Origin of the sequence: Nocardia sp. NPDC005366, assembly GCF_040606855.1 — a bacterium.
Lineage (GTDB): Bacteria > Actinomycetota > Actinomycetes > Mycobacteriales > Mycobacteriaceae > Nocardia.
In genome coordinates this window covers 44786-66772 of sequence record NZ_JBEXFQ010000024.1, presented here as the reverse complement: position 1 = coordinate 66772, position 21987 = coordinate 44786, and the positions used below count along the sequence as shown (strand labels likewise).

The window sequence follows — 21987 nt, the reverse complement described above, 5'->3', positions numbered from 1 at the left end:
GCGCGATGTTGACGCAAAGTCACGCGCCTGTACCTGGGCATAGCTCTGCTGTCGATCGTGCGACAGCGGCTGGTAGGGCCCTTGCCGCGAGCTGGAATCCCGCGCTGATGCGCCACCGGGGTAACATGATCATCGACTCGGACCGACACCTCACGCCGAGGTGTTCTGGCACAACAGGTTCCACGTCGGCAAATCATACTCACTGACTGTTTGCCCTGTGCACCAACCATTTTGCCGACCGATCGGTCTGCGGCGCCTTTCCCGAAGGCGGGACGGAGTTCGATCCCGACGATCGGCGTGACGGGTACGGCCCGGCATGAGGGGCTGCCGGACCGTTGTCGTCACTTGCCGATGTAGGCCGCGAGGTACTTACCGGTGAGCGTGGTGTGGTCGGCGACGAGATCGGCGGGCGTGCCTTCGAAGATGATCCGGCCGCCGTCGTGGCCCGCGCCGGGACCGAGGTCGATGATCCAGTCGGCATGCGCCATGACCGCCTGGTGGTGTTCGACGACGATGACCGACTTACCGGAATCGACGATGCGGTCGAGTAGTCCGAGCAGTTGCTCGACGTCGGCGAGGTGCAGACCGGTGGTCGGTTCGTCGAGGACGTAGATGCCGCCTTTCTCGCCCAGATGGGTGGCGAGTTTGAGGCGCTGGCGTTCGCCGCCGGACAGTGTGGTGAGCGGCTGGCCGAGGGTGAGGTAGCCGAGTCCGACGTCGGCGAGGCGTTCCAGGATCTTGTGGGCGGCCGGGATCCTGGTCTCGCCGGAGCCGAAGAATTCTTCGGCCTCGGCCACCGACATCGCGAGGACCTGGCTGATGTCGCGGTCGCCGAAGTGGTAGTCCAGTACCGAGGCGAGGAATCGTTTGCCCTCGCATTCCTCGCAGACACTGGCGACGCCCGCCATCATCGCCAGGTCGGTGTAGATGACGCCCGCGCCGTTGCAGGTGGGGCACGCGCCTTCGGAATTGGCGCTGAACAGTGCGGGTTTGACGCCGTTCGCCTTCGCGAAGGCCTTGCGGATCGGGTCGAGCATGCCGGTGTAGGTAGCCGGGTTGCTGCGTCGTGAACCGCGGATCGCGCCCTGATCGATGGACACCACGTCATCGCCTGCGGGGATGGATCCGTGGACGAGCGAACTCTTGCCCGAGCCCGCGACGCCGGTGACGACGACGAGCACTCCGAGGGGGATGTCGACGTCGACATCGCGCAGGTTGTTCGCCGACGCGCCGCGGATTTCGAGGGTGCCCGTGTGTTCGCGCACCGTCTCCTTCACTGTGGCGCGGTCGTCGAAGTGGCGGCCGGTGATGGTGTCGCTGGCCCGCAGTCCTTCGACGGTGCCTTCGAAACAGACGGTGCCGCCGCCTGTTCCGGCACCGGGGCCGAGGTCGACGATGTGATCGGCGATGACGATGGTTTCCGGTTTGTGTTCGACGACGAGCACCGTGTTGCCCTTGTCGCGCAACCGGAGCAGCAGTTCGTTCATCTGCTGGATGTCGTGGGGGTGCAGGCCGGCGGTGGGTTCGTCGAAGACGTAGGTGATGTCGGTGAGCGAGGAGCCGAGGTGACGGATCATCTTGGTGCGCTGGGCTTCACCGCCGGACAGTGTGCCGGAGGGCCGGTCCAGTGAGAGGTAGCCGAGCCCGATCTCCACGAAGGAGTCGAGGGTGTGGCGCAAGGTGGTGAGCAGCGGCGCCACCGACGGCTCGTCGAGGTCGCGCACCCATTCGGCCAGGTCGCTGATCTGCATGGCACAGGCGTCGGCGATATTGACCGTGCCGATGCGCGAGGAGCGGGCCTCCGCGCTGAGCCGGGTGCCGTCACATTCGGGGCAGGTGGTGAAGGTGATCGCCCGTTCGACGAAGGCGCGGATATGCGGTTGCAGCGAGTCGACGTCCTTGGCAAGCATCGACTTCTGGATTTTCGGGATCAGTCCCTCGTAGGTGAGGTTGATGCCGTCGACCTTGATCTTGGTCGGCTCTTTGTAGAGCAGGTCGTGCAATTGCTTCTTGGTGAATGCGCGGATCGGTTTGTCCGGGTCGAAGAAGCCGCAGCCGCTGAAGATTCGACCGAACCAGCCGTCGACGCTGTAGCCCGGGATCGTGAGCGCGCCCCCGTTGAGGGATTTGGTGTCGTCGTAGAGCTGCGTCAGGTCGAAATCGGTGACCGATCCCCGGCCCTCGCAGCGCGGGCACATGCCACCGAGTCGGCTGAAGGACGCCGTGACGGTCTTGCTGTTACCGCGTTCGACGGTGATCGCGCCGCTGGCGCGCACGGAGGGGGTGTTGAAGGAGTAGGCGTTGGGTGAACCGATATGGGGTTTGCCGAGTCGGCTGAACAGGATGCGCAGCATCGCGTTGGCGTCGGTGGCGGTGCCGACGGTGGAGCGCGGATCGGAGCCCATCCGCTCCTGGTCCACGATGATCGCTGTTGTCAGGCCTTCGAGCACGTCGACGTCGGGGCGCGCCAGCGTCGGCATGAATCCCTGGACGAACGCGCTGTAGGTCTCGTTGATCATCCGCTGCGATTCGGCGGCGATCGTGGCGAAGACCAGCGAACTCTTGCCCGAACCGGACACACCGGTGAACACCGTCAGCCGACGTTTCGGGAGTTCGACGCTGATGTCCTTCAGGTTGTTCACGCGCGCGCCGTGGACGCGGATCAGATCGTGGCTGTCGGCGAGGTGCGGTTCGGGTGACCGCGTGACGGTCCTCGTGGCCGGGCTCATCGTGTCTCCATCTGTTGGGCGGGGCACAGCGTCGCGCTGCTCGATCCGGTTCGAGCAGATATGTCTGTGCGTCCTCGTTCGGTGCTGGCGCATCGATGCGCTCGGCCGTCGGTCCCGGCGAACCGGTGCACAGTTCACCGGGGGCCGTGTCTGTGGTTCAGCTCAACTCGTTGATGCGGATCAGGTTGCCCGCGGGATCGCGGAAGGCGCAGTCGCGCACGCCGTAGGGCTGGTTGGTCGGCTCCTGGACGACTTCGGCACCGCTGGCCTGCAGTTTGTCGAAGACGCCGTCGAGGTCGGTGGTGGCAAGGATGATGTGGCCGTAGTTGCCCTTGGCCATCATCTCGGTGATGACGCGGCGCTCGTCCTCGGTGACGCCGGGGTCGGCGGCGGGCGGGTGCAGGACGATGGACGTCGCGGGCTGCCCGACAGGACCGACGGTGATCCAGCGCAGTCCGTTGTAGCCGACATCGTTGCGGACCTCGAAGCCGAGGGTGTCGCGGTAGAAGGCCAGGGCTGCGTCCGGGTCGTCCTGCGGCAGGAAGCTCGAGTGAATGGTGATGTCCATGACAGTCAGGCTAATTGCTGCTCGGTTACCGGTGCTTCTCGATTCCTGACCGGTCTGGTCACCTGTTTCGATACGCACGACGGCATTCCCGCTGTCTCGGCCGCCGCCTCGCGTCGGTAGGTGCTGGGCGGGACGCCGACCAATTCGGTGAAGCGGGTGCTGAAAGTGCCCAGAGACGAGCAGCCGACCGTGAAGCAGACTTCGGTGACGCTGAGGTCGCCGCGGCGCAGCAGTGCCATGGCGCGCTCGATGCGGCGGGTCATCAGATAGGAGTACGGCGACTCGCCGTAGGCGCGGCGGAACTCGCGGCTGAGATGTCCCGCCGACATGTTCACTCCGCGCGCGAGCGCCTCGACGTCGAGGGGTTTGGCGTACTCCCGGTCCATCCTGTCGCGGACGCGGCGCAGCCGGGCGAGTTCACGCAGGTGGTGTGCCGTGGCGGGAGTGCTGGTCACCTGGAAAATCGTGCCATATCGCGCCGGAGTTGCCTAGTTCGGCGGCCGCTCCCTTCGGGTGGGCGCGTCGCATGCGGGACGCATCGGGTACAGTCGGACAGGTCGGCAGCCCCGTCGCGGGTGCCCCCCATTCCGCATTTCGCACAGAATCGCAGTTAATGTAACTGTCGGTTACATATAAATTCGGCTCCTCTTCCTCACCTCGGTGCGAACGCGAAATTGCGTCAGGAACAAGCGAAACAACTCACTTTCATAACAGTCCTCCGCGCGCCCTGGAATAGGCGTCGGATTGGTGCGCCGAGTCGCGTCCCGACGAGTAGGTTGTACCCGCCGCACAGCGTGATCAGTCGGCGATGAGCAGCGCGGAGAGATCGTGGAGAGGTGGGAAGCGACCGATGGACAAGTCGTATTCGCAATGGCATGCCCAGAATTCGACACACAACCCACCGCTCGCCGACCTCTATCGCACGTCGGATCCGATCCGGTGGAGCGGCAGCATGATCTACCCGATGTACACCGAGCAATTCGGTCCCGCGCCGATAGCCCTCACGGTGACATTACTGTCCGCGGCCCCGCCCGCCGGACTGCGCGGTCACGGCATCGGACTGGCGGTGATGAACGGATTCATCGCATTCGAGGGCAGGCAGGCCGACAGCGTGGACGTATGGAGCGCCGTCCTGCACGGCGGCGCCACTTTCGAACTCACGCCGACCGGGCCGGACGCGCTGTTCACACTGACCCCGGTGTGGGTCGACGCACTCGGAATCAAGAAATCGTGGTCGGGTAATTACGGCATCCTCGTCGAGGATGTCCCGGACGGACGAATCGCCCTGTGGTGCAGTATCGGTGAGGGTCCGCCGAATTTCGCCAATCTGGTCGTCGGGCTCAGCACCGCCGCCGCGGCACCGCACGCGCCCCCGGTCGTGGAGCAGGTGGCACGGCCACCCGAGCCCGACGAGTTGCCCGCGCCACCGCCGCGGCCGGTCGTCGCCGAGCCCGAATATGGTGCCTCAGAGGCCAACTCGCCCCGTGACGCGCCGCGATACGAGACCGCGGGCCCAGCCGTGGAGGCAATGCAGCCGGCGAACGACCCCGATCGGGGCTACCGCAACGCCCTCTACGACCTCGCGGTGGCGATGTACGGTCGCGGGGAGGAAGACCCGGCATGCGAGTTGTGGGAACAGGCCGCCGCGGCCGGACACCCGACCGCCGCCTACGACCTGGGTGTGGTGCGGTTCCGGCGCGGGGATCTCGCCGGGGCCGAGCACTGGTGGCGTTCGGCCGCGCAACTGCGGGAACCGCAGGCGATGGCCGGCCTCGCCGAACTTGTCGCTCGGCGAGGTGATCATGCCGAGGCCGAGATGTGGCGCAGGTCCGCCGCCGAGGAACGCGCCACGAAATCCGGTCAATCGGTAGGTTCTGGCTGAGCCTCCCCGAGCGGATCCCGATTTGCCGTGCGCTAGGAGATCCTGCGGCGGTAGGTGATCATCGCGAAGATGTAGGCGACGACGAGGAGACCGACACACCAGGCGAGGGCGATCCAGATGCCGGTGCCGACCGGCTGCTCTGCGAACAGGTCGCGGATCGCGTTGACGATCGAGGTCACCGGCTGGTGCTCGGCGAAGGCCCGCACCGGGCCTGGCATGGTGTCGGTGGGTACGAATGCCGAGCTGATGAACGGCAGGAAGATCAGCGGGTAGGAGAACGCGCTCGCGCCGTCCGCCGAGTTCGCGGTGAGGCCGGGGATGACGGCGAGCCACGTCAGCGCCAGGGTGAACAGGAACAGGATGCCGGCGACCGCGAACCAGGCAAATACCCCCGCGCCGGAGCGAAAGCCCATGGCCAAGGCGACGAGCACGACGACCACGAGCGAGATCAGGTTGGCGACCAGCGAGGTCAGCACGTGCGCCCACAGCACCGAGGACCGTGCGATCGGCATGGACTGGAATCGCTCGAAGATACCGCTCTTCATATCAAGGAAAAGCCGGAACGCGGTGTAGGAGATGCCCGTAGCGACCGTGATGAGCAGAATGCCGGGCAGCAGGTATTTCACATACGAATCCGACCCCGAGTCGATCGCGCCGCCGAACACATACACGAACAGCAGCAGGAAGGCGATCGGCATGATCGTGGTCGTGATGATGGTGTCCATGCTGCGCGTGATGTGGCGCAGGGATCGTCCCAGCAGAACGGTGGTGTCGCCGAAGAAGTGCTTGGTCATCTGTGTCCCCTAATTGTCCGCGCCGACGGTGCGTTCACCGGCGTCATCGACGACGGCGAAGAAGATGTCCTCGAGGGTCGGCCGCTTCTCGACGTATTCGACCTTGGCCGGCGGATGTAGCTGCTCGAGTTCGGCGAGGGTGCCGTTCACGATGATCCGCCCCTCGTGCAGGATCGCGATCCGGTCGGCGAGGTGTTCGGCCTCTTCGAGATACTGCGTCGTGAGCAGCACCGTGGTGCCGTGCTCAGCGAGTCCCTTCACGGCCCGCCACACCTCGAGGCGCGCCTGGGGGTCGAGCCCGGTCGTCGGCTCGTCGAGGAACACGACCAGCGGATTCCCGATGAGACTCATCGCGATGTCGAGGCGGCGACGCATGCCACCCGAATACGTCGACACCTTCCGCGCGGCCGCGTCGGTCAGCGAGAAACGCTCGAGCAGGTCATCGGCGATCGTGCCCGGGTCGTCGAGGTGGCGCAGCCGGGCGATCAACACGAGATTCTCACGCCCGCTGAGGATCTCGTCGACGGCCGCGAATTGTCCGGTGAGGCTGATGGACTCCCGCACTCGTGTCGCCTGCGTGGCGACATCGAAGCCGTTGACCTCTGCCGTTCCCGCGTCGGCCCTGAGCAGCGTGGACAGGATCTTCACGACCGTGGTCTTGCCCGACCCGTTCGAGCCGAGCAGGGCGAAAATGCTGCCGCGCGCCACGTCGAAATCCACGCCGCGCAGCACACGCAGCTTCTTGTAGGACTTCTCCAGACCCTGCACACGGATCGCCGGAGTTTGCTGTGTCGTCAACGAACGGCCCTGCCTTTCCCGCCTTCTCCGGCGGCGTTCTCGATGGCGCTGATCAGCCGTTCCCGTTCGCGGTTGATCCACGACTCCTCTTGGTAGTTCCGCGCGAACGCCTCGATGAACTCCACCGGGTCCTCCCCGACGATCTCGCGGATCGGGGTTCGGTCCGCCGCGCTCTGCTCGAACAGATCGACGAGATCCTCGAACAGCGAAACGCCGCCCCCCGATCCGAAATACATCAGGTACCGCTCGCACGCTTCGATTGCCGTGCGGTAGTTCGCGGGAAGCTGTTTCGCGCGTGCCTTGTACTGCCACCAGCGCCGCTTATCGCCGATGTCGCCGATCACCTTCGAGGTGAGATTCGAGATGGACATGGTTATTTGTCTCCTTCATGGAGCTGTTCGAGCCGTTCGGAGAGGAAGCTCCAGGTCCTCCAGAACTCGTCGAGATATTCCCGCCCCTGAGCGTTGAGGGAATACACCTTGCGCGGAGGCCCCTTCTCCGACGGGATCTTCTCCACGTCCACGAGGCCCCTTTTCTCGATCCTGATGAGCAAGGCGTAGACGGTGCCCTCGGCGATGTCGGAGAAGCCCTGCTCCCGCAGCCACGCCGTGATCTCGTAGCCGTACGCGGCCCGCACGGACAAGATCGCGAGGACGATGCCTTCCAGCGTGCCCTTGAGCAGTTCGGTCAATTGCTTGCCCATGGACTACCTCCTCGGACTACTTAGTAGCACTGACTACTAGTAGATAGTAACACTGAATAGTGTGGCCGCAAGCCATCCGCGGCAGGGTCGCCCGACCGCACGTGCGCTACCCGGGACGGGTATCGAATCCGCCTCTACCACTAAGGCTTTCGTGTCGGCGCGGGGTGTCACCGGTCAGTGGTCGACCCCGGGGTGATCGTCCGGCTCCCGTGCGGCGGCGGCGAAACGGGTGGACAGCAGTCGCAGACGCGCCGCGAACTCCGGCGGTGACTCGACCGTGAAGTCGACATCGAGCATCCCCACCACGAGCAGAGCCAGATCTAGTGAGTCGCAACCGATTTCGAGCAGGCAGGTGTGCTCGTCAATCGGTGTCACGATCCCTTGCGCACGCCCCCGCAGAGCCGACGCCGGAGCCTGAATCCGGAACAGACAGTGGTAGGGCCACAACTCGAATCCGATCCTGCGACGCAGATAGGCGGTGACATCGCCGTCGGGTGGCCGACGGTGAGCGAATCGCGGCCCGTTCGGGGTGCGCGGCGATATTCGGTCGACCCGAAAGGTGCGCCAATCCGCGCGTTCGACATCCCAGCCGACGAGGTACCAGTTCGGGCCCCAGCACACCACCCGGTGCGGTTCCACCGCCCGCCGCGACGGCTCACCGTGATGATCGATGTAATCGAAACGCAGCGTCTCGGCTGCGTGGATCGCCGTCGAAATCGCGGTGAGCACAGCCGTATCCACCGTGGAGTCCCGTCTCGGCGGGATCGTGGTCATCGCCTGTTCCAAGGCCCGCACCCGGCCACGCAGCCGCGCCGGCAGCACATGCTCCAGCTTGGTCACCGCCCGTAACGAGGCTTCCTCGATGCCGGTGATCCCGGCCGTGGCGGCGGTGTGCAATCCGACTGTGACCGCCACCGCTTCCTCGTCGTCGAGCAGCAGCGGCGGCACCGTCGCACCGGCAGCGAGCCGGTAGCCGCCCGCCGCCCCATTCCGGCCTGCACGGGATACCCCAACTCACGTAACTTGCCGATATCACGGCGCACCGTCCTGGTCGTCACCTCGAGCCGTTCGGCCAACGCCTCGCCGGACCAGTTCCGCCGCATCTGCAACAGCGACAGCAACCGCAGCAGCCGAGCCGATGTCTCCAACATGCACACCACTATCCCCGCGGTAGCGGACCGAACCTGTCCTGCACCGGGTGCACAGTACGGGCCATGACCTCACTCGAGCCGTTCCGCATCGACATTCCGCAGGCCGACCTCGACGATCTGCACGACCGCCTGGCGCGCACCCGCTGGCCCGACGAACTGCCCGATGCCGGATGGTCCTACGGCGTGAACAAGGACTACCTCGTGTCGCTGGTCGACTACTGGCGCACCGGCTACGACTGGCGCGAACACGAAGCGCGCCTGAACAAGATCCCGCAATTCACCACCGAGATCGACGGCCAGAACATCCATTTCCTGCATGTCCGCTCGCCCGAACCGGATGCGACGCCACTGATCATCACCCACGGCTGGCCGAGCACCGTCCACGACTTCCTCGACATCATCGGGCCGCTCACAGATCCCCGCGCCCATGGCGGCGACCCTGCCGACGCCTTCGATGTCGTCGCGCCGTCACTGCCGGGATTCGCCTTCTCCGGACCCACCCGCACCGGCGGTTGGGGTATCCGCCGCATCGCGTCGGCCTGGGACGACCTCATGGGCCGCCTCGGCTACCACCACTACGGCGCACAAGGCGGAGATTTCGGCAGCATCATCTCGCCCGAACTCGGACGTATCGCACCGGACCGCGTTCTCGGCATCCACGTGAACGCGCTGGCCTCGGCCGCGACCCCGACCCACCCCGGCGAACTGGACGGACTGTCCGAGTCCGACCGCAAACAGGCCCGTGACAACCAGATGTGGTGGTACGGGCGCTCCGGCTACGCGACCGAAATGTCCACCCGGCCGCAGACTGTGGCCTACGCCCTCAACGATTCTCCGGTCGGCCAACTGGCCTGGAATCTCGAATGGTTCGTCGACTACGACCCCACCCGAACCGAGCAAACCCCCATCGACCGGGACGCCATCCTCACCGACACCAGTATCTTCTGGCTCACCAACACCGCGGGATCAGCGGCCCGCCTCTACCGCGAAGCCGCCCGAGTCTGGGGTCGGCAACACCGGCCGTCCCCGGTCGCGACCGCCGTCGCCAACTTCCCCGGCGACCACGCCGTGCGCGGACTCGCCGAACTCTCCAACACCATCGTCGGCTGGACCCGATACCCCCGCGGCGGCCATTTCGCCGCTCTCCAGGCCCCCGATCTCCTCGTCGACGACATCCGCGCCTTCTTCCGCACCCTGAATCAGCACTGAACCGCTGTACGCCCGTGCCGTGCGTGGCCCACCCGCACGGACCACGCACGGCACACTGCCTACGGGGGTGAAATCCCTGGCCGCGATTCAGGTGGGGCGCGGCGCGGGCGCGGAGAACGGGGCGACCGGATAGTTGTCGGTCAACGCGATGGACAGACTGACCGCGCGCGGCACGGGCATCCCGTCTTCGGCGTGCCAGGTCTCGAAATCCGAAATGCCAGTAGAAGCCCGCACCGCGGAATCCCGGCGGATCTCGGCGCTGAATTCGGCCACCTCGGCCGGTGTCAGCAGATCCTCCACCGCGGCAAAGCCGTCGGCGTCGAATCCGGCCAGTTCGGGGAATTCGATCGTCCCCCAGACCGTGGGATCGCGACGTCGCACCCGCCGACCCGGCTCACCGAGCCGGGTCGGATAGTGGTCGGCCGGATCGGCCATGTGCCGCAATACCATTGCTCACCCGGCCTGCGCTGCGACCAGCGGGTAGACGCCGTTGCTGTCGTGGACCTCCTGTCCGGTTACCGGAGGATTGAACACGCACATCATCCGCATTCTGGTGCGCGCGAGGAGACGGTGCCGTTCGTGGCCGTCGAGCAGATACATCGAACCGGGGGCCAGTTCGTAGGTGACGTCGTTGTCCAGGTCGATGAGAGTGCCCTCGCCCTCGACCAGCCAGACCGCCTCCACGTGGTGCTGGTAGTGGAACAGGTGTTCGGTGCCCTCGGCGATGGTGGTCTCGTGGAAAGAGAATCCGACGCCGTCGCCGCCGAGCACGATGCGCTTGCTGCGCCAGCCGGGGCCCTCGACATCGCGTTCGGTGCCGGTGATCTCGTCGGTGGTACGGACGATCATGCGCGCGCACCTGTCTGCGCCGGGCCGCGATGGTGCAACCGGCCCCAGCCGGTGCACACCGTCTCGATGGAACTGGTGAGCAGTTGCAGTCCGCGATCGATCTCGTCGTCGGTGACGGTCAGCGGCGGCAGTAGTTTCACCACCTCGTCGCTGGACCCGGAGGTTTCCACCAGCAGTCCGCGTTCGAAGGCCACCTGGCACACCTTGCCCGCCTGCGAGGGATCCTCGAAGACGATGCCGTGCACGAGTCCGCGCCCGCGCGTGCTGATGCCGGGGAAATGATCGGCGGCCTGGCTCAGCGCCTCGGCGATCCGCGCGCCCTTGGTCTCGGTCGAGATCTGCAGCGCGTCGTCGGACCAATAGTGTTGCAGCGCGGCGTGCGCGGTGACGAAGGCCGGGTTGTTACCGCGGAAGGTGCCGTTGTGCTCGCCCGGAGCCCACTGATCGAGTTCGGGTTTGAACAACACCAGCGCCATCGGCAGACCGTAGCCGCCGATCGACTTCGACAGCGTCACGATATCGGGGGTGATCCCGGCGACCTCGAAGGAGAAGAACGGTCCGGTGCGTCCGCAACCCATCTGCACGTCGTCGACGATCAACAGGATCTCGCGTTCGGCGCACAACCCGGCCAGATGCCGAAGCCATTCCGCGCGCGCCACATTCACACCGCCCTCACCCTGCACCGTTTCCACGATCACGGCGGCGGGACGGTCGAAACCGGAGGACGTGTCATCGAGCACCCGCTCCATCCACTGGAAATCGGTGGTGGTGTTGTCGAAATAGCCGTCGTAGGGCATGTGCGCCGCGTGTACCAGGGGCACGCCCGCGCCCGCGCGTTTGGCGGCGTTACCGGTCACCGAGAGCGCGCCAAGAGTCATACCGTGGAAGGCGTTGGTGAAACTGAGCACCGTCTCGCGCCCGGTGATCTTGCGCGCCAATTTCAGCGCTGCCTCGACCGCGTTGGCGCCGGTCGGACCGGGGAATTGCACCTTGTAATCCAGGCCGCGGGGCGCGAACAGGGTGTCGCGCAATGTCTCGAGCAGCCTGCGTTTGGCCGCGGTCGACATATCGAGGCCGTGAGTGATGCCGTCACCGGCTAGGTAATCGAGCAACGGCTGTTTGAGCACCGGATTGTTGTGCCCGTAATTGAGTGCGCCTGCACCCGCGAAGAAATCGAGGTATTCCCTACCTTCCTCGTCGCGCAACCAGCTGCCCTTGGCGGTGGTGAATACCGTCGGCCACGCCCGGCAGTAGCCGCGCACATTCGATTCCAGCTCGTCGAAGACGGTGGTTTCGGCGGTGATCATCGGAGTTCCTCCTGAGCGGTCGGTGCGATGCGGTACAGATCCTCGGCGACGTGGCGGTCCGGGAAAGCGCCCGGATCGAACAGCGGCTGCCGTGTCATGGTGTTGCCACGGCGGCGGGCCACCGAGGCGAACATCGCGATCGATGCCGGATTGTCCGGCGAGATGGTCGTTTCGAGCGCCGAAACACCTTGCGGGGCGACGGTGTCGAGCAAATTCTCGATCAAGGCGGTACCGGTGCCTCGCCCCCGCTGGGAGCGGTCGACCGCCACCTGCCAGACGAAAACGGTCTCCGGATCACGGGGACGGAGATAGCCGATGACGAAACCCGCCACCCTGCCGTCTACTTCGGCGACCACGGAGGTGCCCGCGAAATCCCGGCACCACAGCAGGTAGGCGTAGCTGGAATTCACGTCGAGAACATGTGAATCCTTCGCGATCCGCCATATCTGGGCGCCGTCGCCGACCCGTGGGGGTCGCAGCACCGTGGTGGCGAGCCGATCGGACAAAGTTGGTAGTGACATACAACTCCCAGGTCGGGTCTGCAGTACTTATCCAGGTTTGCCCGGCAACTTTGAGGTGAAGTAGTCGATCTCTTTACGGTTGTATTACGAACAGATCACATCCGCAGGCAGTCGGCCATTTTTTGTGACGCGTGCGACGTTTGAATCCGCGCGGTCGGCGAATTCGGGGTCAGCGGCGAATATCGAGCCGATAGCCGAGTCCGCGCACGGTGACGACAATCGACGGACTGGACGGGTCGAGCTCGATTTTGGTGCGCAGCCGACGCATATGGACGTCGACGATGCGTTCGTCGCCGAAGAAATTGTCGTCCCATATCCGTTCGAGCAGCACCGCACGGCTCAATACCCGGCCCGGGGTTTCCGCGAGTTCACACAGCAATCGGAATTCGGTGATGGTGAGACGGATCTCCTCGTCGCCGCGGCGCACCGCGCCGCCGTCGCGATCGAGGACGAGCGGGGCATCGGGGTGGGCGTCGAGGAGCAGTTCCCTGGCCGAGGTTTCGCGTTCCGCGGTGAGGCGGGCGCGGCGACGCAATGCGCGCATCCGCGCCGAGATCTCCTTGATCTCGAACGGTTTGGTGACGTAGTCGTCGGCGCCCGCCTCCAGCGCGGCCACCACGTCGTGGGTGTCGTCGCGGGAACTGATCACGATGATCGGCACGTCGTGGTCGCGCCGGATCTCGCGAATGCAGTCGAAACCGTCCATATCGCCGAGCATCAACTCGACGATCATCACATCCGGGGCACCGTTGCTGCGCAAATGGGTGAGCGCGTCCTCGGCCTCCTCGGCTTCGGATACTTCGTAGCCCTCGTCCTCCATGGCCGAGCGCAAGGCTCCGCGCACCTCGGCGTCGTCGTCCACGATCATCAGATTCGTCGTCATGACCACACCTCGCTGCGCACCCTCGTCCTCATCCCGGTAACACACACGCGGACGCGCGACCCCTGCGGAGAATCGCATCCCCGTGCCGACGCGACATTCCGCCTTCCTGCCAAACTTGCCAAGCGCCGGAATACCCGAACCTACCTTTCGGTAAACGTCACATTTCGTCGCAGGTCGGCGCGCTGCTGTCCTCGGACACGACGGCGCTGCCCCCGCGCGTTTCGCGCGGGGGCAGCGGGCCGGGGCGGTCAGGACCGGTCCGGCGGACTTTCCAAACGGTTGAAATTGCTGCGGCTGCCGTCGGCGCGCTGATCCTGGTAGCGGAACTCGAGCCCGCGCTCGTCGAAGGTGGCGAACCACTCCTCCCAGTCCACCGGGCGCAGAACCGCCCCGCCGTAACCGGGGAAATCGAAGCGAAGCACTCCGAGATGACCGTTGTATTCGCTGCCAGGCATCGTGGCCGGTCGTGCGCCGCGCTGCTCGGCCCAGCGCCGGATCACCTCGTGATTGCGGGTGACATTGGTCTGGACCGTGCGCGGCGCTCTTTCGGCGTACTGCGATCTAGCACCTGGCGAGTCGGGATCCTGGCTGGTGGGTAGCGACCGTGCGCGGCCCGACCCGGGAAGTGGAGACCGGGTACTCGGTCGTCGCTGATAGTTCATGACGCCCCTCCCTGAGCCGTGAACGTCGGATGTCCGGTTGGTGATGGCGTACCCGACGGTTCACGCGGGCAAACGCGGCGTCGACTGTGATCTGAGCCGCGCCGATCTGAGCCGCGCCGCGCGGGGACTCGGATCGGGGAACCGGGGGCTTCCTGTGGTTTGCCCATGGGCCGCGGGGTACCCGCAATACATGATCGATATGCACAGTTCCGCCACGAACTCTGGTGATCGACCGGAACCGGCGCCACCGATCCCCGATCCGGTGCCACCGATCCCCGAACCCGATCCGGCCCCTTCCCCGGAACCTTTTCCGCAACCGGATCCCTCGCCGGTGCCGCCTGTTCCCGAACCGGTCCCCCATCCCAGGCCAGAACCGGGCAGGCCGGTGCCGGGGCCGACACCGAATCGGCCGTTGCCCCCGGTGCCCGGACCCACCGATCCGACGCCGCCCGATCTGCACTGACTTCCCCCGCGCGGGACCGGCCCGGGATCAGTCCCGCAACACCTGCTCGCGCAGCGATTGCAGGGTCCCCGACAGGATGCGGGAAATGTGCATCTGCGAAACCCCCAGCGATTCGGCGATCTGGGACTGCGTCTTGGATTCGAAGAATCGCATGATCAGCACGCGGCGTTCACGCTCGGGCAATGCCTCGATCAACGGCCGCACCGCCAAATAGTCCTCGATGAGATGGAACGAGGGCTCCTCGACGCCCAGGTTGTCCAGTAACGGCAGCGCGCTGGCCTCGGTGTCGTCGCCGGTGACCGTGTCGATGGAGGCGGCCTGATAGGCGTTGCCCGCGATCAAGGCCTGGGTGACCTCGGCCAGATCGACCCCGAGTTCGGCGGCGATCTCCCTGGCGCGCGGCCCACGGCCGAGCCGCTGCGACAACATCTCCACCACGGGGCCGATTCCGAGCTGGATTTCCTTGGTGCGCCGGGGAACTCGCACCGCCCAGGTGTGGTCGCGGAAATGTCTGCGCACCTCACCCATGACGGTCGGCACCGCGAACGCGAGAAAAGAGGAACCGCGCGTCACATCGAAGCGGTCGACGGCCTGCACCAAACCCAGGCGTGCGACCTGGAGCAGATCATCGAACATCTCGCCGCGCCCGGCGAATTTGCGGGCGATATGTTCGGCCAGCGGCAGGCACCGCTCGATCACTTCGTCGCGCAGCACCGCGCGGCGCGGATCGTCGGCCGCCAAGGACGCCACCTTCTCCAGAAGCGGCTCGATATTGTCGTAGCTGTCCCCGGGCGATCTGGAAATACCTGCCATCGTTCTACCCCGCGCGCACCCAACTGAAATCGACCAGGGTGGGATATCCGCCGATCGCGCTGTCGTAGGGACGCTGCACCGCGGCGATCGAATCGGTCAGCGTCCGGACGATATGCCAACCGAATCCGTCCCTGCCCATCGCCGTTTCCGACGTCGCCACCGACGACACGTGCACGAACATCCGGTTGTCGTCGTAGCTGAACTGGCATTCCAGATTCGTGCCCGGCGCGGCGTCCAGCATCAGCGAGGTCGCCACCTCGTCCAGTGCCAGCCGGATATCGGTCACCTCGTCCAACGCGAAATCGGCGATGAGCGAAATGGTCTCGGCCAGCGCGCGGACCATGATCAGTTGTTCGAGCTGCGCGGGTACTCGCACCGCCACCGTCGTCGTTGTCGTCGAGGATCGGGAAGCCCAGTCCCCCATGCCCATCACCACCTTGTCTCGCGCCGCCGGTACGGGGCGGTCATGAGCTGCCGGCGGCAGCTGAAGTCGAGCGACCGCAGCTTTCCTCTGGAGTGCGCTTACCCGGTGGGCGAAGGCCGAAACCGAGCGGTCGATCACCGCCCGCTACCCGTCCAGCGCCGCCCGCATGGATGGGTGGCGGCCACAGCGTGAACGCACGCCGGTGATCTCGAGCGCACGTTCCACAGCGGGTGCTCCGGTTACGACCCGAACGGCGACGCCCTGACCCGACGCACGCTTCGCCACTTCGAGAATTGTTGCCGCGCAACGGATTCCAAGGAACCGGGTAGCGCGCAGATCGACGACGACGGCCCGGCAGGGTTCCCGCACCGCCCGCTCGAGAGTGGAACGGAATTCGGGTTGGCCGCTCGCGTCGAGTTCCCCTTCCACCCGCACGACGACGGTGCGCCTGCGCCGATCGACACGTCGACTCCACATTCGGCGACGGCGATTCGGTGGACTCGACCCGTTGGGGCGCGCCGCAGCGAGATGGACGCGCAGCAAGGGTTCTACGGACATGACATACCTCCCGGGAAGGGGGCGGCTGTCGTCTCAACCTCCCCCCAGTGTGGCACGAGGACCGAGCACCTGCCCACCCCGCGTCCTGCCGAAGCGGGGCCTCGGTGTTTGCGGGCACCCGCCCCCGGGCATAACGGGCACATGCCGCACGCGGCTCGGGACGGGCCGGAACAGAACGGAGTCAGCCGTGAGAATCGCCATGGTGTCCGCCCACGCCAGCCCGCTCGCCGAGCCCAGCAGTCCCGAGGCAGGTGGCCGCAATGTCCATGTGGCCGCGCTGTCGGCGGCGTTGGTGCGGGCCGGGCACCAGGTGACGGTGTACACCCGCCGCGATGATCCGCATACCAGGACAGAGGTGGTGACCCGCGAGGGATATATCGTCGTGCACGTGCCCGCGGGACCGGCCGCGCCGCTGCCGCGCGATCAGATCCTGCCGCATCTGGGCGAGTTCGGGACCTTCCTGCGCAGGCACTGGTCGTTGCACCCGGCGGATCTGGTGCACGCCCACTACTGGAGTTCCGCGCTGGCGGCGGAATTGGCGGCGCGCTCGCACCGGTTGCCGGTGATCGTGTCCTTCCACGGACTCGGCACGGTGCGGCGGCGATACCAGGGGTTGGCCGATACCAGCCCGCGATCGCGGATCCGGTTCGAACGACTCATCGCCCTGCGCGCCGCCCATGTGCTGGCCAGTTGTTCCGACGAGGCCGCTGAACTCGTCCGCATGGGCGTGCCGCGCTCGCGTACCTCCGTGGTGCCAGGCGGTGTCGATACCGGCGCCTTCACCGGCACCGGCGGTAGCGCGAGCCGGGGCGCCGGGCACCGGCTGCTGTCGGCTGGGCGACTGTTGCGGCGCAAGGGATTCGATATCGCGGTGCGGGCGCTCTCGGAGCTGCCCGACACCGAACTGGTGCTCGCGGGCAGCGCCGTCGGCGACGATATCGATGACAACGGAGAGGGAAGGCGATTGCGTCGTATCGCGGTGGAACACGGTGTGCAGGAACGGTTCCAGATATTGGGACCGGTCTCGCACGTGAGTATGGCGCGGCTGTACCGCTCCGCCGACGTGGTGCTGTGCACGCCGTTGTTCGAGCCGTTCGGCCTGGTACCGCTCGAGGCGATGGCATGCCACCGGCCCGTGGTCGCCACGGCGGTGGGCGGTATGCGTGACACCGTGGTCGACGGGGTGACCGGGCAGCTCGTCCACGCGCCCGATCCGTCCGAGGTGGCGCGGGCGGTGCGGCCGCTGCTCGACGATCCGACTCTGCGCGAAACCTGGGGTGCGGCGGCCGACGACCGGGCCCGACGCGGCTACAACTGGGACCGGGTGGCCGCCGCCACCCTGCACGCCTACCACCGGGCGGCGCCCCACCGCGCCGCTGACGTCGTCACAGGTGGCGAGGTCGTGCACGCCGGGCCACAGCTATAGGGGCCGCCGCGATCAGCACGGCCAGGACCGCGTAGCCGGTGGTGAGAGTGGCGACGGTGGCGGCAGCGGCGACAAGTAGAGGCCCGCCCGCGTCGCCGAGTTCGCGGCCGAGTTCGGCGGCGCCCATCGTCTGCCCCATCCGCTCGGCGGGCGTCGACGCGGCCAGGGCGGCGAAGGCCAGCGGTGTGATCAGGCCGGTGCCGATCCCTATCCCGAGGGCGGCGAGCAATATCCCGGCCAAGCCGGGCAGCATCGCAGCCCCCAGCCCGGCCGCGGTGATGACCAGCCCGGCGGCGATACCCGTGCGGGCGTGAAGTCGCCGCGCGTCCAACGCCCGCCCCGCCCGCGGCTGTACCAGCGCGGCGCACGCCGCGAGGACCGAGACAGCCGCGCCGGTGACCACCGGTCCGAGACCGGCGGCCGCCCCCGATACGGGCAGGAATCCGACACCGACCGACAGGGCGGCAGTCGCCGCGGCGAGTGCGGCGGTCGGCCGCAGGAACGATCCCTCCGACAGTCGCCGCGCCAGATCCACCAGGGTCTGCCTGGCGCGTGGTAGCGGGGGAACCGACGGGACCGCGCACGCCGCCCAGACCGCCACCGTGACCGCGATGGCCGTCATGACCGCGAACAGCAGCGACAGACCGCCTGCCCAGACGACGGCACCGCCGAGGAGCGGACCCAGGGTGTAGCCGATGCTCTTGTAGAATCCGTAGCTGCCGAATGCACTGCCCTGCTTGACTTTCGGGTGCATGCGGGCGAGCAGGGCGCTGGCGGCGGGTGAGAACGCGGACGCGCCCGCGCCCTGGCCGAGTCGGGCCGGCCACAGCCAGCCGGGGTCGTCGACCACGACGAACAGCGCGGAGGCGGCGGCGAATGCGACCAGCCCTCCGATCAATACCGGCCGGGCGCCGACCCGGTCCGCGATCGAGCCGAACACCGGTTTCAGCACGACCTCGGCGCCGTCGTACAGTGCCAGCAACACGCCCAGGTACAGCAGCGAACCGCGCAGGTCACCGGTCTGCGAACCCAGGTTCGCGGCGATGCCGTGCGCACCGAACGCGGTCGTGAAGCCCGCCGCGTACAGCGGCCACATCTGTCGGCGGGGCGGGATGGTGAGGATTTCGGCAGGAACGGCCATTACGGCACCCCATCTGTGGACGAGTCGGCGCCATCCGGTGATTGCGCGGCCGGATCGAGGGTATGTCGGGGACCGACCCAGTTCGACTATGCCACCACCGAGGAGGGCATCGTGACCGAGGAGAATTTTCCGGACTACACCCGGACCACACGCACACACGCGGGGGAATCGATCGAAGACACCCGGAATTGGCCGGGCATGTTCCTCGCCGCGGCCGGCATCGTCGCCATCGCGCTGACGCTGACCGCCGCCGGTTACGGGTTCGCGGGGTGGGCCGTGATCGGCGCGATCGTCGCAGTGCTGTGCCTCGCCGGCGGCGTCCTTCTCGTCTGGGCCGAACATCGGCGCGTTCAGAAGAACCAAGATCAGCGGCAATTCGACGACCACGGCCACTGATTGTCGATCACCGCGCGGGGTATCCGATCGGAAATAACGCCGCTATAGGCGCCGAAAGGATGCGAGACCGTGCGCTCAGCGCGCTCGATATCCCCGACCCGGCTTCCGGACTCCCGGGATTCTGGCCCCCGAGTCGTCCGGAAACAGATGCAGCAGCAGGAGATTCACATGAGACCGAGCCTACTGGCCATCGCGGCCGTCGCCGTGGCGTTATCCGTCACCGGATGCGACGAGGCCGAGAAGGCCGTCAACAAGGGCGGCGACACCCCGTGCAGCGAATTCGTCGCCCAGGATCAGGACAAGCGGAGGGTGACCGTCACCAAATTCCTGGAACAGGAGAGTAGCGGCGACGAGGCGCCGAGCCAGCAGGCGGTCGACGCGTCCCTGGCCGCGATCCAGTTGATGTGCTCGGCCCAAGCCAATCCGGACACCCCCATCCGCGAGGCGGATCTGACCGGCATCCTGGTGCCCAAATGAGGGGACCGACGACGGCTGTCACCCTGATCCTGCGTGCGCGCGGCCTCGGTGGTCTGCTCACCGCGCTGCCGGCGTTACGTGCGGTGCGCGCCGCCCGACCACACCATCACCTGGTTCTCGCCGCTCCCGGCTGGCTACGGCCGATCGTGGATTTGTCGGGCTGCGTGGACGAACTGCACGCGACACCCCTCGTGGGTGATCTGCGTTGGAATGCCCCGCCGCCCACCTCTGCGGTGAATCTGCACGCCCCGGGGTCCGAGGCGATCACCGACCTGCTCGGCACCGAGCCCGCCCAGTTGATCAGCTACCGCAACCCGGACTATCCGCAGGTACGCGGTCCGCTGTGGGCGAGCCACATCCACGAGACGGCGCGCTGGTGTCGGCTGCTGGAGTCGGCGGGAATCCCCGCTGATCCGACCGACCTCGCGCTGGCGGCGCCCGAGGAATCGCTCGGCGCGCGCACCCACGTCGTGATCCACCCGGGCGCCTCGCCCGCGCGGCGATGGCCGGCCGAACGTTTCGCGCTGGTCGCCGCCCATCTGCACACCGCCGGGTATCGGGTCGTGATCACCGGCACCGCCGCCGAGGCGCCGCTGGCGCGCTATGTCGCCGAACACGCGGGCCTACCGGAAAGCGCGGTCGTCGCAGGCGAACTCACGCTCGGTCAACTGGCCGCGACGGTGGCGGGGGCGGCGCTGGTGATCGGTGGCGATACCGGCGTCGGTCATCTCGCCACCGCCTTCGGAACCCGGTCGGTGCTGATCTTCGGCCCGACCCCGCCGGAGCTGTCCGGGCCGCCGCCGGAGCGTATGGCCCATATCGCCCTGTGGTCGGGCCGAGCCGGTGACGTGCGGTCCACGGAGCCGGATCCGGGGTTGCTGTCGATCACCGCGATCGAGGTGATCGACGCCGCCGAACGGCAACTCCTCGGGGTCCAGCGGGAGGCGGCGTATTCCGGTGTCACGGAATCGGTTCGCGGATAGTCACCAGTACTGATGCCGTTTTCCGTCGGTGTCGGCGATGAAGATGACCGCGTCGGCGCCGTCCAAGTCTGCCGGTTCGAGCGGGATGTGGCCGGGCACTATCGGTGTGCCCGTGCCGATCGACGGGGCGAGCGCGGCGCGCAGAGCCGGTGTCGGGAACAGCGCGCGTCGCGTGGTCGCCTCGGCCAACACGCCTTGAAGGGTGCCCGGATCGCTGGCGGGGTTGGCGTCGGTCGCCAGGAACACATAGCGCTCACCGAGGGTGAGTCCGACGAGCGCGCCAGCGCTGCACCAGTTCCCGTCGTCCGCGCCGACCCGCGCGTGGGATTGCGCGCGCCGCAGGTGCTCGTTGTGCGCGAACACCAGGCTTGGCCCGCGTCGCCGCTCTTGCGCGAGGATCGCGAGCAGGTTCTCGGCCATCATCTCGGCGCGCAGGCTGAGCAGGGTCGCTATGCGATCGGGTGCTGGGTCGGCCATGGCCGCGTGATAGCGAAACAGGCCCTGTGCGGTGCGCGCGTGCGCGACGGCGTGGTCGTAGCCGGTCGGGTCGGCGGGGCGCAGGGCCGGTGCCGCGCGGTGTAGCGCGCTGGCGAGGTCGTCGGCGACGATACGCAGGGCGTGCGCGCGGTCGGAGGCGCCGATGGACGCCGCCGGGTCGAACATGGCCGCCTGGTTCGTCCAGTCCGTGTCCTCGCCGAGCAATACCTCGAGGTCGCGGACCGATCCGGGCCGCAGCGCAACGGGCAGGTAGTCATTAGCCCAGGACAGTGCGCGTCGCGGGCTCGGTGCGCCGGAGTACTCCACCGGCGCGTCGCAGCCGTAGAAGCGAACCCGATCCCGCGGCGCGCGGCCCGCGTTGTGCGCGCGGAGCCATTCGACGAGTTCACGGTTGCCCGGCACGGCGCCGAACCCGTGGCTGAACCCGGTCGCGAGCACCGTGTCGATCTCCGCCGTCGCCCCGCCCACATAGTCGTCGACAACAGACGCGGCGAAGAAATCGGTCTCCAACACGATCGACCGATACCCCCGTTCGACGAGGTGGCCGAGTAGTTCGTTGCGCAGCGACGGGAACGCCTCGATCCCGTGTGTCGGCTCGCCGAGGGCGAGCAGAGCCGGTGGCTCGGTCCGTGCGGCGAGCAGCTCATCGACGGCGCGGCCCAGGCTTGCCGGGTCGTCGAGTTGGCGGCCGATCTCACGCGGTGATACGGCAGAAGACATGAACACCCCTTCCGGAATTGCATTACTCTCGA

Annotated in this window: 23 protein-coding genes and 2 pseudogenes; 6 read left to right on the top strand and 19 right to left on the bottom strand. The window is 67.0% G+C overall.

The window, feature by feature from the left end:
* Positions 1 to 341: 341 nt before the first annotated feature.
* From ABZS43_RS25065 to ABZS43_RS25055, 3 genes are all read right to left on the bottom strand, one after another.
* The gene (locus ABZS43_RS25065; protein WP_355038391.1) at positions 342 to 2729 is read right to left on the bottom strand and encodes an excinuclease ABC subunit UvrA; all 2388 of its coding nucleotides are present in this window, start codon (positions 2727 to 2729) and stop codon (positions 342 to 344) included.
* Between the two features lie 157 nt (positions 2730 to 2886).
* Positions 2887 to 3297, bottom strand: coding sequence for a VOC family protein (locus ABZS43_RS25060; protein ID WP_355038390.1), 411 nt, complete (start codon positions 3295 to 3297; stop codon positions 2887 to 2889).
* A gap of 5 nt (positions 3298 to 3302) precedes the next feature.
* On the bottom strand, positions 3303 to 3752 hold the full coding sequence (locus ABZS43_RS25055; RefSeq protein ID WP_355038389.1) for a helix-turn-helix transcriptional regulator: 450 nt from the start codon (positions 3750 to 3752) through the stop codon (positions 3303 to 3305).
* Positions 3753 to 4147: 395 nt separating this feature from the next.
* Here ABZS43_RS25055 and ABZS43_RS25050 point away from each other — a divergent pair, with 395 nt between their 5' ends.
* Positions 4148 to 5179, top strand: coding sequence for a hypothetical protein (locus ABZS43_RS25050; RefSeq protein WP_355038388.1), 1032 nt, complete (start codon positions 4148 to 4150; stop codon positions 5177 to 5179).
* A 32-nt stretch (positions 5180 to 5211) separates the two neighbouring features.
* Here the strand turns inward: ABZS43_RS25050 and ABZS43_RS25045 are convergent, their stop codons facing one another.
* The 5 genes and pseudogenes from ABZS43_RS25045 to ABZS43_RS25025 all read right to left on the bottom strand — a co-directional run bounded on the left by ABZS43_RS25045 (position 5212) and on the right by ABZS43_RS25025 (position 8625).
* The gene (locus ABZS43_RS25045; RefSeq protein WP_355038387.1) at positions 5212 to 5973 is read right to left on the bottom strand and encodes an ABC transporter permease; all 762 of its coding nucleotides are present in this window, start codon (positions 5971 to 5973) and stop codon (positions 5212 to 5214) included.
* Between the two features lie 9 nt (positions 5974 to 5982).
* Positions 5983 to 6771, bottom strand: a complete 789-nt coding sequence (locus ABZS43_RS25040) for an ATP-binding cassette domain-containing protein (protein WP_355038386.1) — start codon at positions 6769 to 6771, stop codon at positions 5983 to 5985.
* Positions 6768 to 7142, bottom strand: a complete 375-nt coding sequence (locus ABZS43_RS25035) for a DUF1048 domain-containing protein (protein WP_355038385.1) — start codon at positions 7140 to 7142, stop codon at positions 6768 to 6770. Before ABZS43_RS25035 ends, ABZS43_RS25040 begins: the two co-directional genes overlap by 4 nt.
* A gap of 2 nt (positions 7143 to 7144) precedes the next feature.
* Entirely contained in the window at positions 7145 to 7474 is a 330-nt protein-coding gene (locus ABZS43_RS25030; RefSeq protein WP_355038384.1) for a PadR family transcriptional regulator, read from the bottom strand.
* 174 nt (positions 7475 to 7648) lie between these two features.
* Positions 7649 to 8625, bottom strand: a pseudogene (locus tag ABZS43_RS25025) (WYL domain-containing protein).
* A gap of 63 nt (positions 8626 to 8688) precedes the next feature.
* On the opposite strand from ABZS43_RS25025, the gene ABZS43_RS25020 reads away from it, so the two are divergent.
* Entirely contained in the window at positions 8689 to 9834 is a 1146-nt protein-coding gene (locus tag ABZS43_RS25020) for an epoxide hydrolase family protein (RefSeq protein ID WP_355038383.1), read from the top strand.
* Between the two features lie 126 nt (positions 9835 to 9960).
* Here ABZS43_RS25020 and ABZS43_RS25015 read toward each other — a convergent pair.
* The 9 genes and pseudogenes from ABZS43_RS25015 to ABZS43_RS24975 form a co-directional block, all read right to left on the bottom strand.
* Positions 9961 to 10284 (bottom strand): annotated as a pseudogene (locus ABZS43_RS25015) (hypothetical protein); the annotation flags it as partial.
* Between the two features lie 3 nt (positions 10285 to 10287).
* Positions 10288 to 10683 carry an ectoine synthase gene (locus ABZS43_RS25010; protein ID WP_355038382.1) on the bottom strand — a complete coding sequence of 132 codons (396 nt, stop codon included), beginning with the start codon at positions 10681 to 10683 and terminating at the stop codon, positions 10288 to 10290.
* On the bottom strand, positions 10680 to 11990 hold the full coding sequence (gene ectB, locus ABZS43_RS25005) for a diaminobutyrate--2-oxoglutarate transaminase (RefSeq protein ID WP_355038381.1): 1311 nt from the start codon (positions 11988 to 11990) through the stop codon (positions 10680 to 10682). Before ectB ends, ABZS43_RS25010 begins: the two co-directional genes overlap by 4 nt.
* Entirely contained in the window at positions 11987 to 12511 is a 525-nt protein-coding gene (ectA, locus tag ABZS43_RS25000; RefSeq protein WP_355038380.1) for a diaminobutyrate acetyltransferase, read from the bottom strand. Before ectA ends, ectB begins: the two co-directional genes overlap by 4 nt.
* Positions 12512 to 12680: 169 nt before the next feature.
* A complete protein-coding gene (locus ABZS43_RS24995) occupies positions 12681 to 13394 on the bottom strand; it encodes a response regulator transcription factor (RefSeq protein ID WP_355038379.1) in 714 nt (237 codons plus the stop codon).
* A 248-nt stretch (positions 13395 to 13642) separates the two neighbouring features.
* The gene (locus tag ABZS43_RS24990; RefSeq protein ID WP_355038378.1) at positions 13643 to 13849 is read right to left on the bottom strand and encodes a hypothetical protein; all 207 of its coding nucleotides are present in this window, start codon (positions 13847 to 13849) and stop codon (positions 13643 to 13645) included.
* A gap of 697 nt (positions 13850 to 14546) precedes the next feature.
* Positions 14547 to 15332 (bottom strand): RNA polymerase sigma factor SigF, encoded by a 786-nt coding sequence (locus ABZS43_RS24985; RefSeq protein ID WP_355038377.1) that lies wholly within the window; start codon positions 15330 to 15332, stop codon positions 14547 to 14549.
* Between the two features lie 4 nt (positions 15333 to 15336).
* The gene (locus ABZS43_RS24980) at positions 15337 to 15762 is read right to left on the bottom strand and encodes an anti-sigma factor (protein ID WP_355038376.1); all 426 of its coding nucleotides are present in this window, start codon (positions 15760 to 15762) and stop codon (positions 15337 to 15339) included.
* Positions 15763 to 15900: 138 nt separating this feature from the next.
* Complete coding sequence (locus ABZS43_RS24975) at positions 15901 to 16314, bottom strand: STAS domain-containing protein (RefSeq protein ID WP_355038375.1); 414 nt, start codon at positions 16312 to 16314, stop codon at positions 15901 to 15903.
* Positions 16315 to 16501: 187 nt separating this feature from the next.
* Between ABZS43_RS24975 and ABZS43_RS24970 the strand changes: the two genes are divergently transcribed.
* Positions 16502 to 17740: a glycosyltransferase gene (locus tag ABZS43_RS24970; RefSeq protein WP_355038374.1), complete on the top strand. Its 1239-nt coding sequence runs from the start codon at positions 16502 to 16504 to the stop codon at positions 17738 to 17740.
* Here the strand turns inward: ABZS43_RS24970 and ABZS43_RS24965 are convergent.
* Entirely contained in the window at positions 17700 to 18881 is a 1182-nt protein-coding gene (locus ABZS43_RS24965; protein ID WP_355038373.1) for an MFS transporter, read from the bottom strand. The two genes, ABZS43_RS24970 and ABZS43_RS24965, sit on opposite strands and share 41 nt — an antisense overlap.
* Positions 18882 to 18992: 111 nt before the next feature.
* On the opposite strand from ABZS43_RS24965, the gene ABZS43_RS24960 reads away from it, so the two are divergent.
* From ABZS43_RS24960 to ABZS43_RS24950, 3 genes are all read left to right on the top strand, one after another.
* Positions 18993 to 19277 (top strand): hypothetical protein, encoded by a 285-nt coding sequence (locus ABZS43_RS24960; protein ID WP_355038372.1) that lies wholly within the window; start codon positions 18993 to 18995, stop codon positions 19275 to 19277.
* Between the two features lie 168 nt (positions 19278 to 19445).
* Entirely contained in the window at positions 19446 to 19754 is a 309-nt protein-coding gene (locus ABZS43_RS24955) for a hypothetical protein (RefSeq protein ID WP_355038371.1), read from the top strand.
* Positions 19751 to 20737, top strand: coding sequence for a glycosyltransferase family 9 protein (locus tag ABZS43_RS24950; protein ID WP_355038370.1), 987 nt, complete (start codon positions 19751 to 19753; stop codon positions 20735 to 20737). Before ABZS43_RS24955 ends, ABZS43_RS24950 begins: the two co-directional genes overlap by 4 nt.
* On the opposite strand, the gene ABZS43_RS24945 is transcribed toward ABZS43_RS24950, so the two are convergent.
* Positions 20738 to 21955 (bottom strand): erythromycin esterase family protein, encoded by a 1218-nt coding sequence (locus ABZS43_RS24945; RefSeq protein WP_355038369.1) that lies wholly within the window; start codon positions 21953 to 21955, stop codon positions 20738 to 20740.
* Positions 21956 to 21987 lie beyond the last annotated feature (32 nt).

Bases quoted from the DNA above. Each gene is read 5' to 3' on its own strand.
- ABZS43_RS25020 (WP_355038383.1), top strand. From the start codon at position 8,689: ATGACCTCACTCGAGCCGTTCCGCATCGACATTCCGCAGGCCGACCTC.
- ABZS43_RS25060 (WP_355038390.1), bottom strand. From the start codon at position 3,297: ATGGACATCACCATTCACTCGAGCTTCCTGCCGCAGGACGACCCGGAC.
- ABZS43_RS25045 (WP_355038387.1), bottom strand. From the start codon at position 5,973: ATGACCAAGCACTTCTTCGGCGACACCACCGTTCTGCTGGGACGATCC.
- ABZS43_RS24955 (WP_355038371.1), top strand. From the start codon at position 19,446: ATGAGACCGAGCCTACTGGCCATCGCGGCCGTCGCCGTGGCGTTATCC.
- ABZS43_RS25010 (WP_355038382.1), bottom strand. From the start codon at position 10,683: ATGATCGTCCGTACCACCGACGAGATCACCGGCACCGAACGCGATGTC.
- ABZS43_RS24975 (WP_355038375.1), bottom strand. From the start codon at position 16,314: ATGTCCGTAGAACCCTTGCTGCGCGTCCATCTCGCTGCGGCGCGCCCC.
- ABZS43_RS25050 (WP_355038388.1), top strand. From the start codon at position 4,148: ATGGACAAGTCGTATTCGCAATGGCATGCCCAGAATTCGACACACAAC.
- ABZS43_RS24945 (WP_355038369.1), bottom strand. From the start codon at position 21,955: ATGTCTTCTGCCGTATCACCGCGTGAGATCGGCCGCCAACTCGACGAC.
- ABZS43_RS25030 (WP_355038384.1), bottom strand. From the start codon at position 7,474: ATGGGCAAGCAATTGACCGAACTGCTCAAGGGCACGCTGGAAGGCATC.
- ABZS43_RS24965 (WP_355038373.1), bottom strand. From the start codon at position 18,881: ATGGCCGTTCCTGCCGAAATCCTCACCATCCCGCCCCGCCGACAGATG.
- ABZS43_RS25035 (WP_355038385.1), bottom strand. From the start codon at position 7,142: ATGTCCATCTCGAATCTCACCTCGAAGGTGATCGGCGACATCGGCGAT.
- ABZS43_RS24990 (WP_355038378.1), bottom strand. From the start codon at position 13,849: ATGCCTGGCAGCGAATACAACGGTCATCTCGGAGTGCTTCGCTTCGAT.
- ABZS43_RS24980 (WP_355038376.1), bottom strand. From the start codon at position 15,762: ATGGGCATGGGGGACTGGGCTTCCCGATCCTCGACGACAACGACGACG.
- ABZS43_RS24985 (WP_355038377.1), bottom strand. From the start codon at position 15,332: ATGGCAGGTATTTCCAGATCGCCCGGGGACAGCTACGACAATATCGAG.
- ABZS43_RS25065 (WP_355038391.1), bottom strand. From the start codon at position 2,729: ATGAGCCCGGCCACGAGGACCGTCACGCGGTCACCCGAACCGCACCTC.
- ectA (WP_355038380.1), bottom strand. From the start codon at position 12,511: ATGTCACTACCAACTTTGTCCGATCGGCTCGCCACCACGGTGCTGCGA.
- ectB (WP_355038381.1), bottom strand. From the start codon at position 11,990: ATGATCACCGCCGAAACCACCGTCTTCGACGAGCTGGAATCGAATGTG.
- ABZS43_RS24950 (WP_355038370.1), top strand. From the start codon at position 19,751: ATGAGGGGACCGACGACGGCTGTCACCCTGATCCTGCGTGCGCGCGGC.
- ABZS43_RS24995 (WP_355038379.1), bottom strand. From the start codon at position 13,394: ATGACGACGAATCTGATGATCGTGGACGACGACGCCGAGGTGCGCGGA.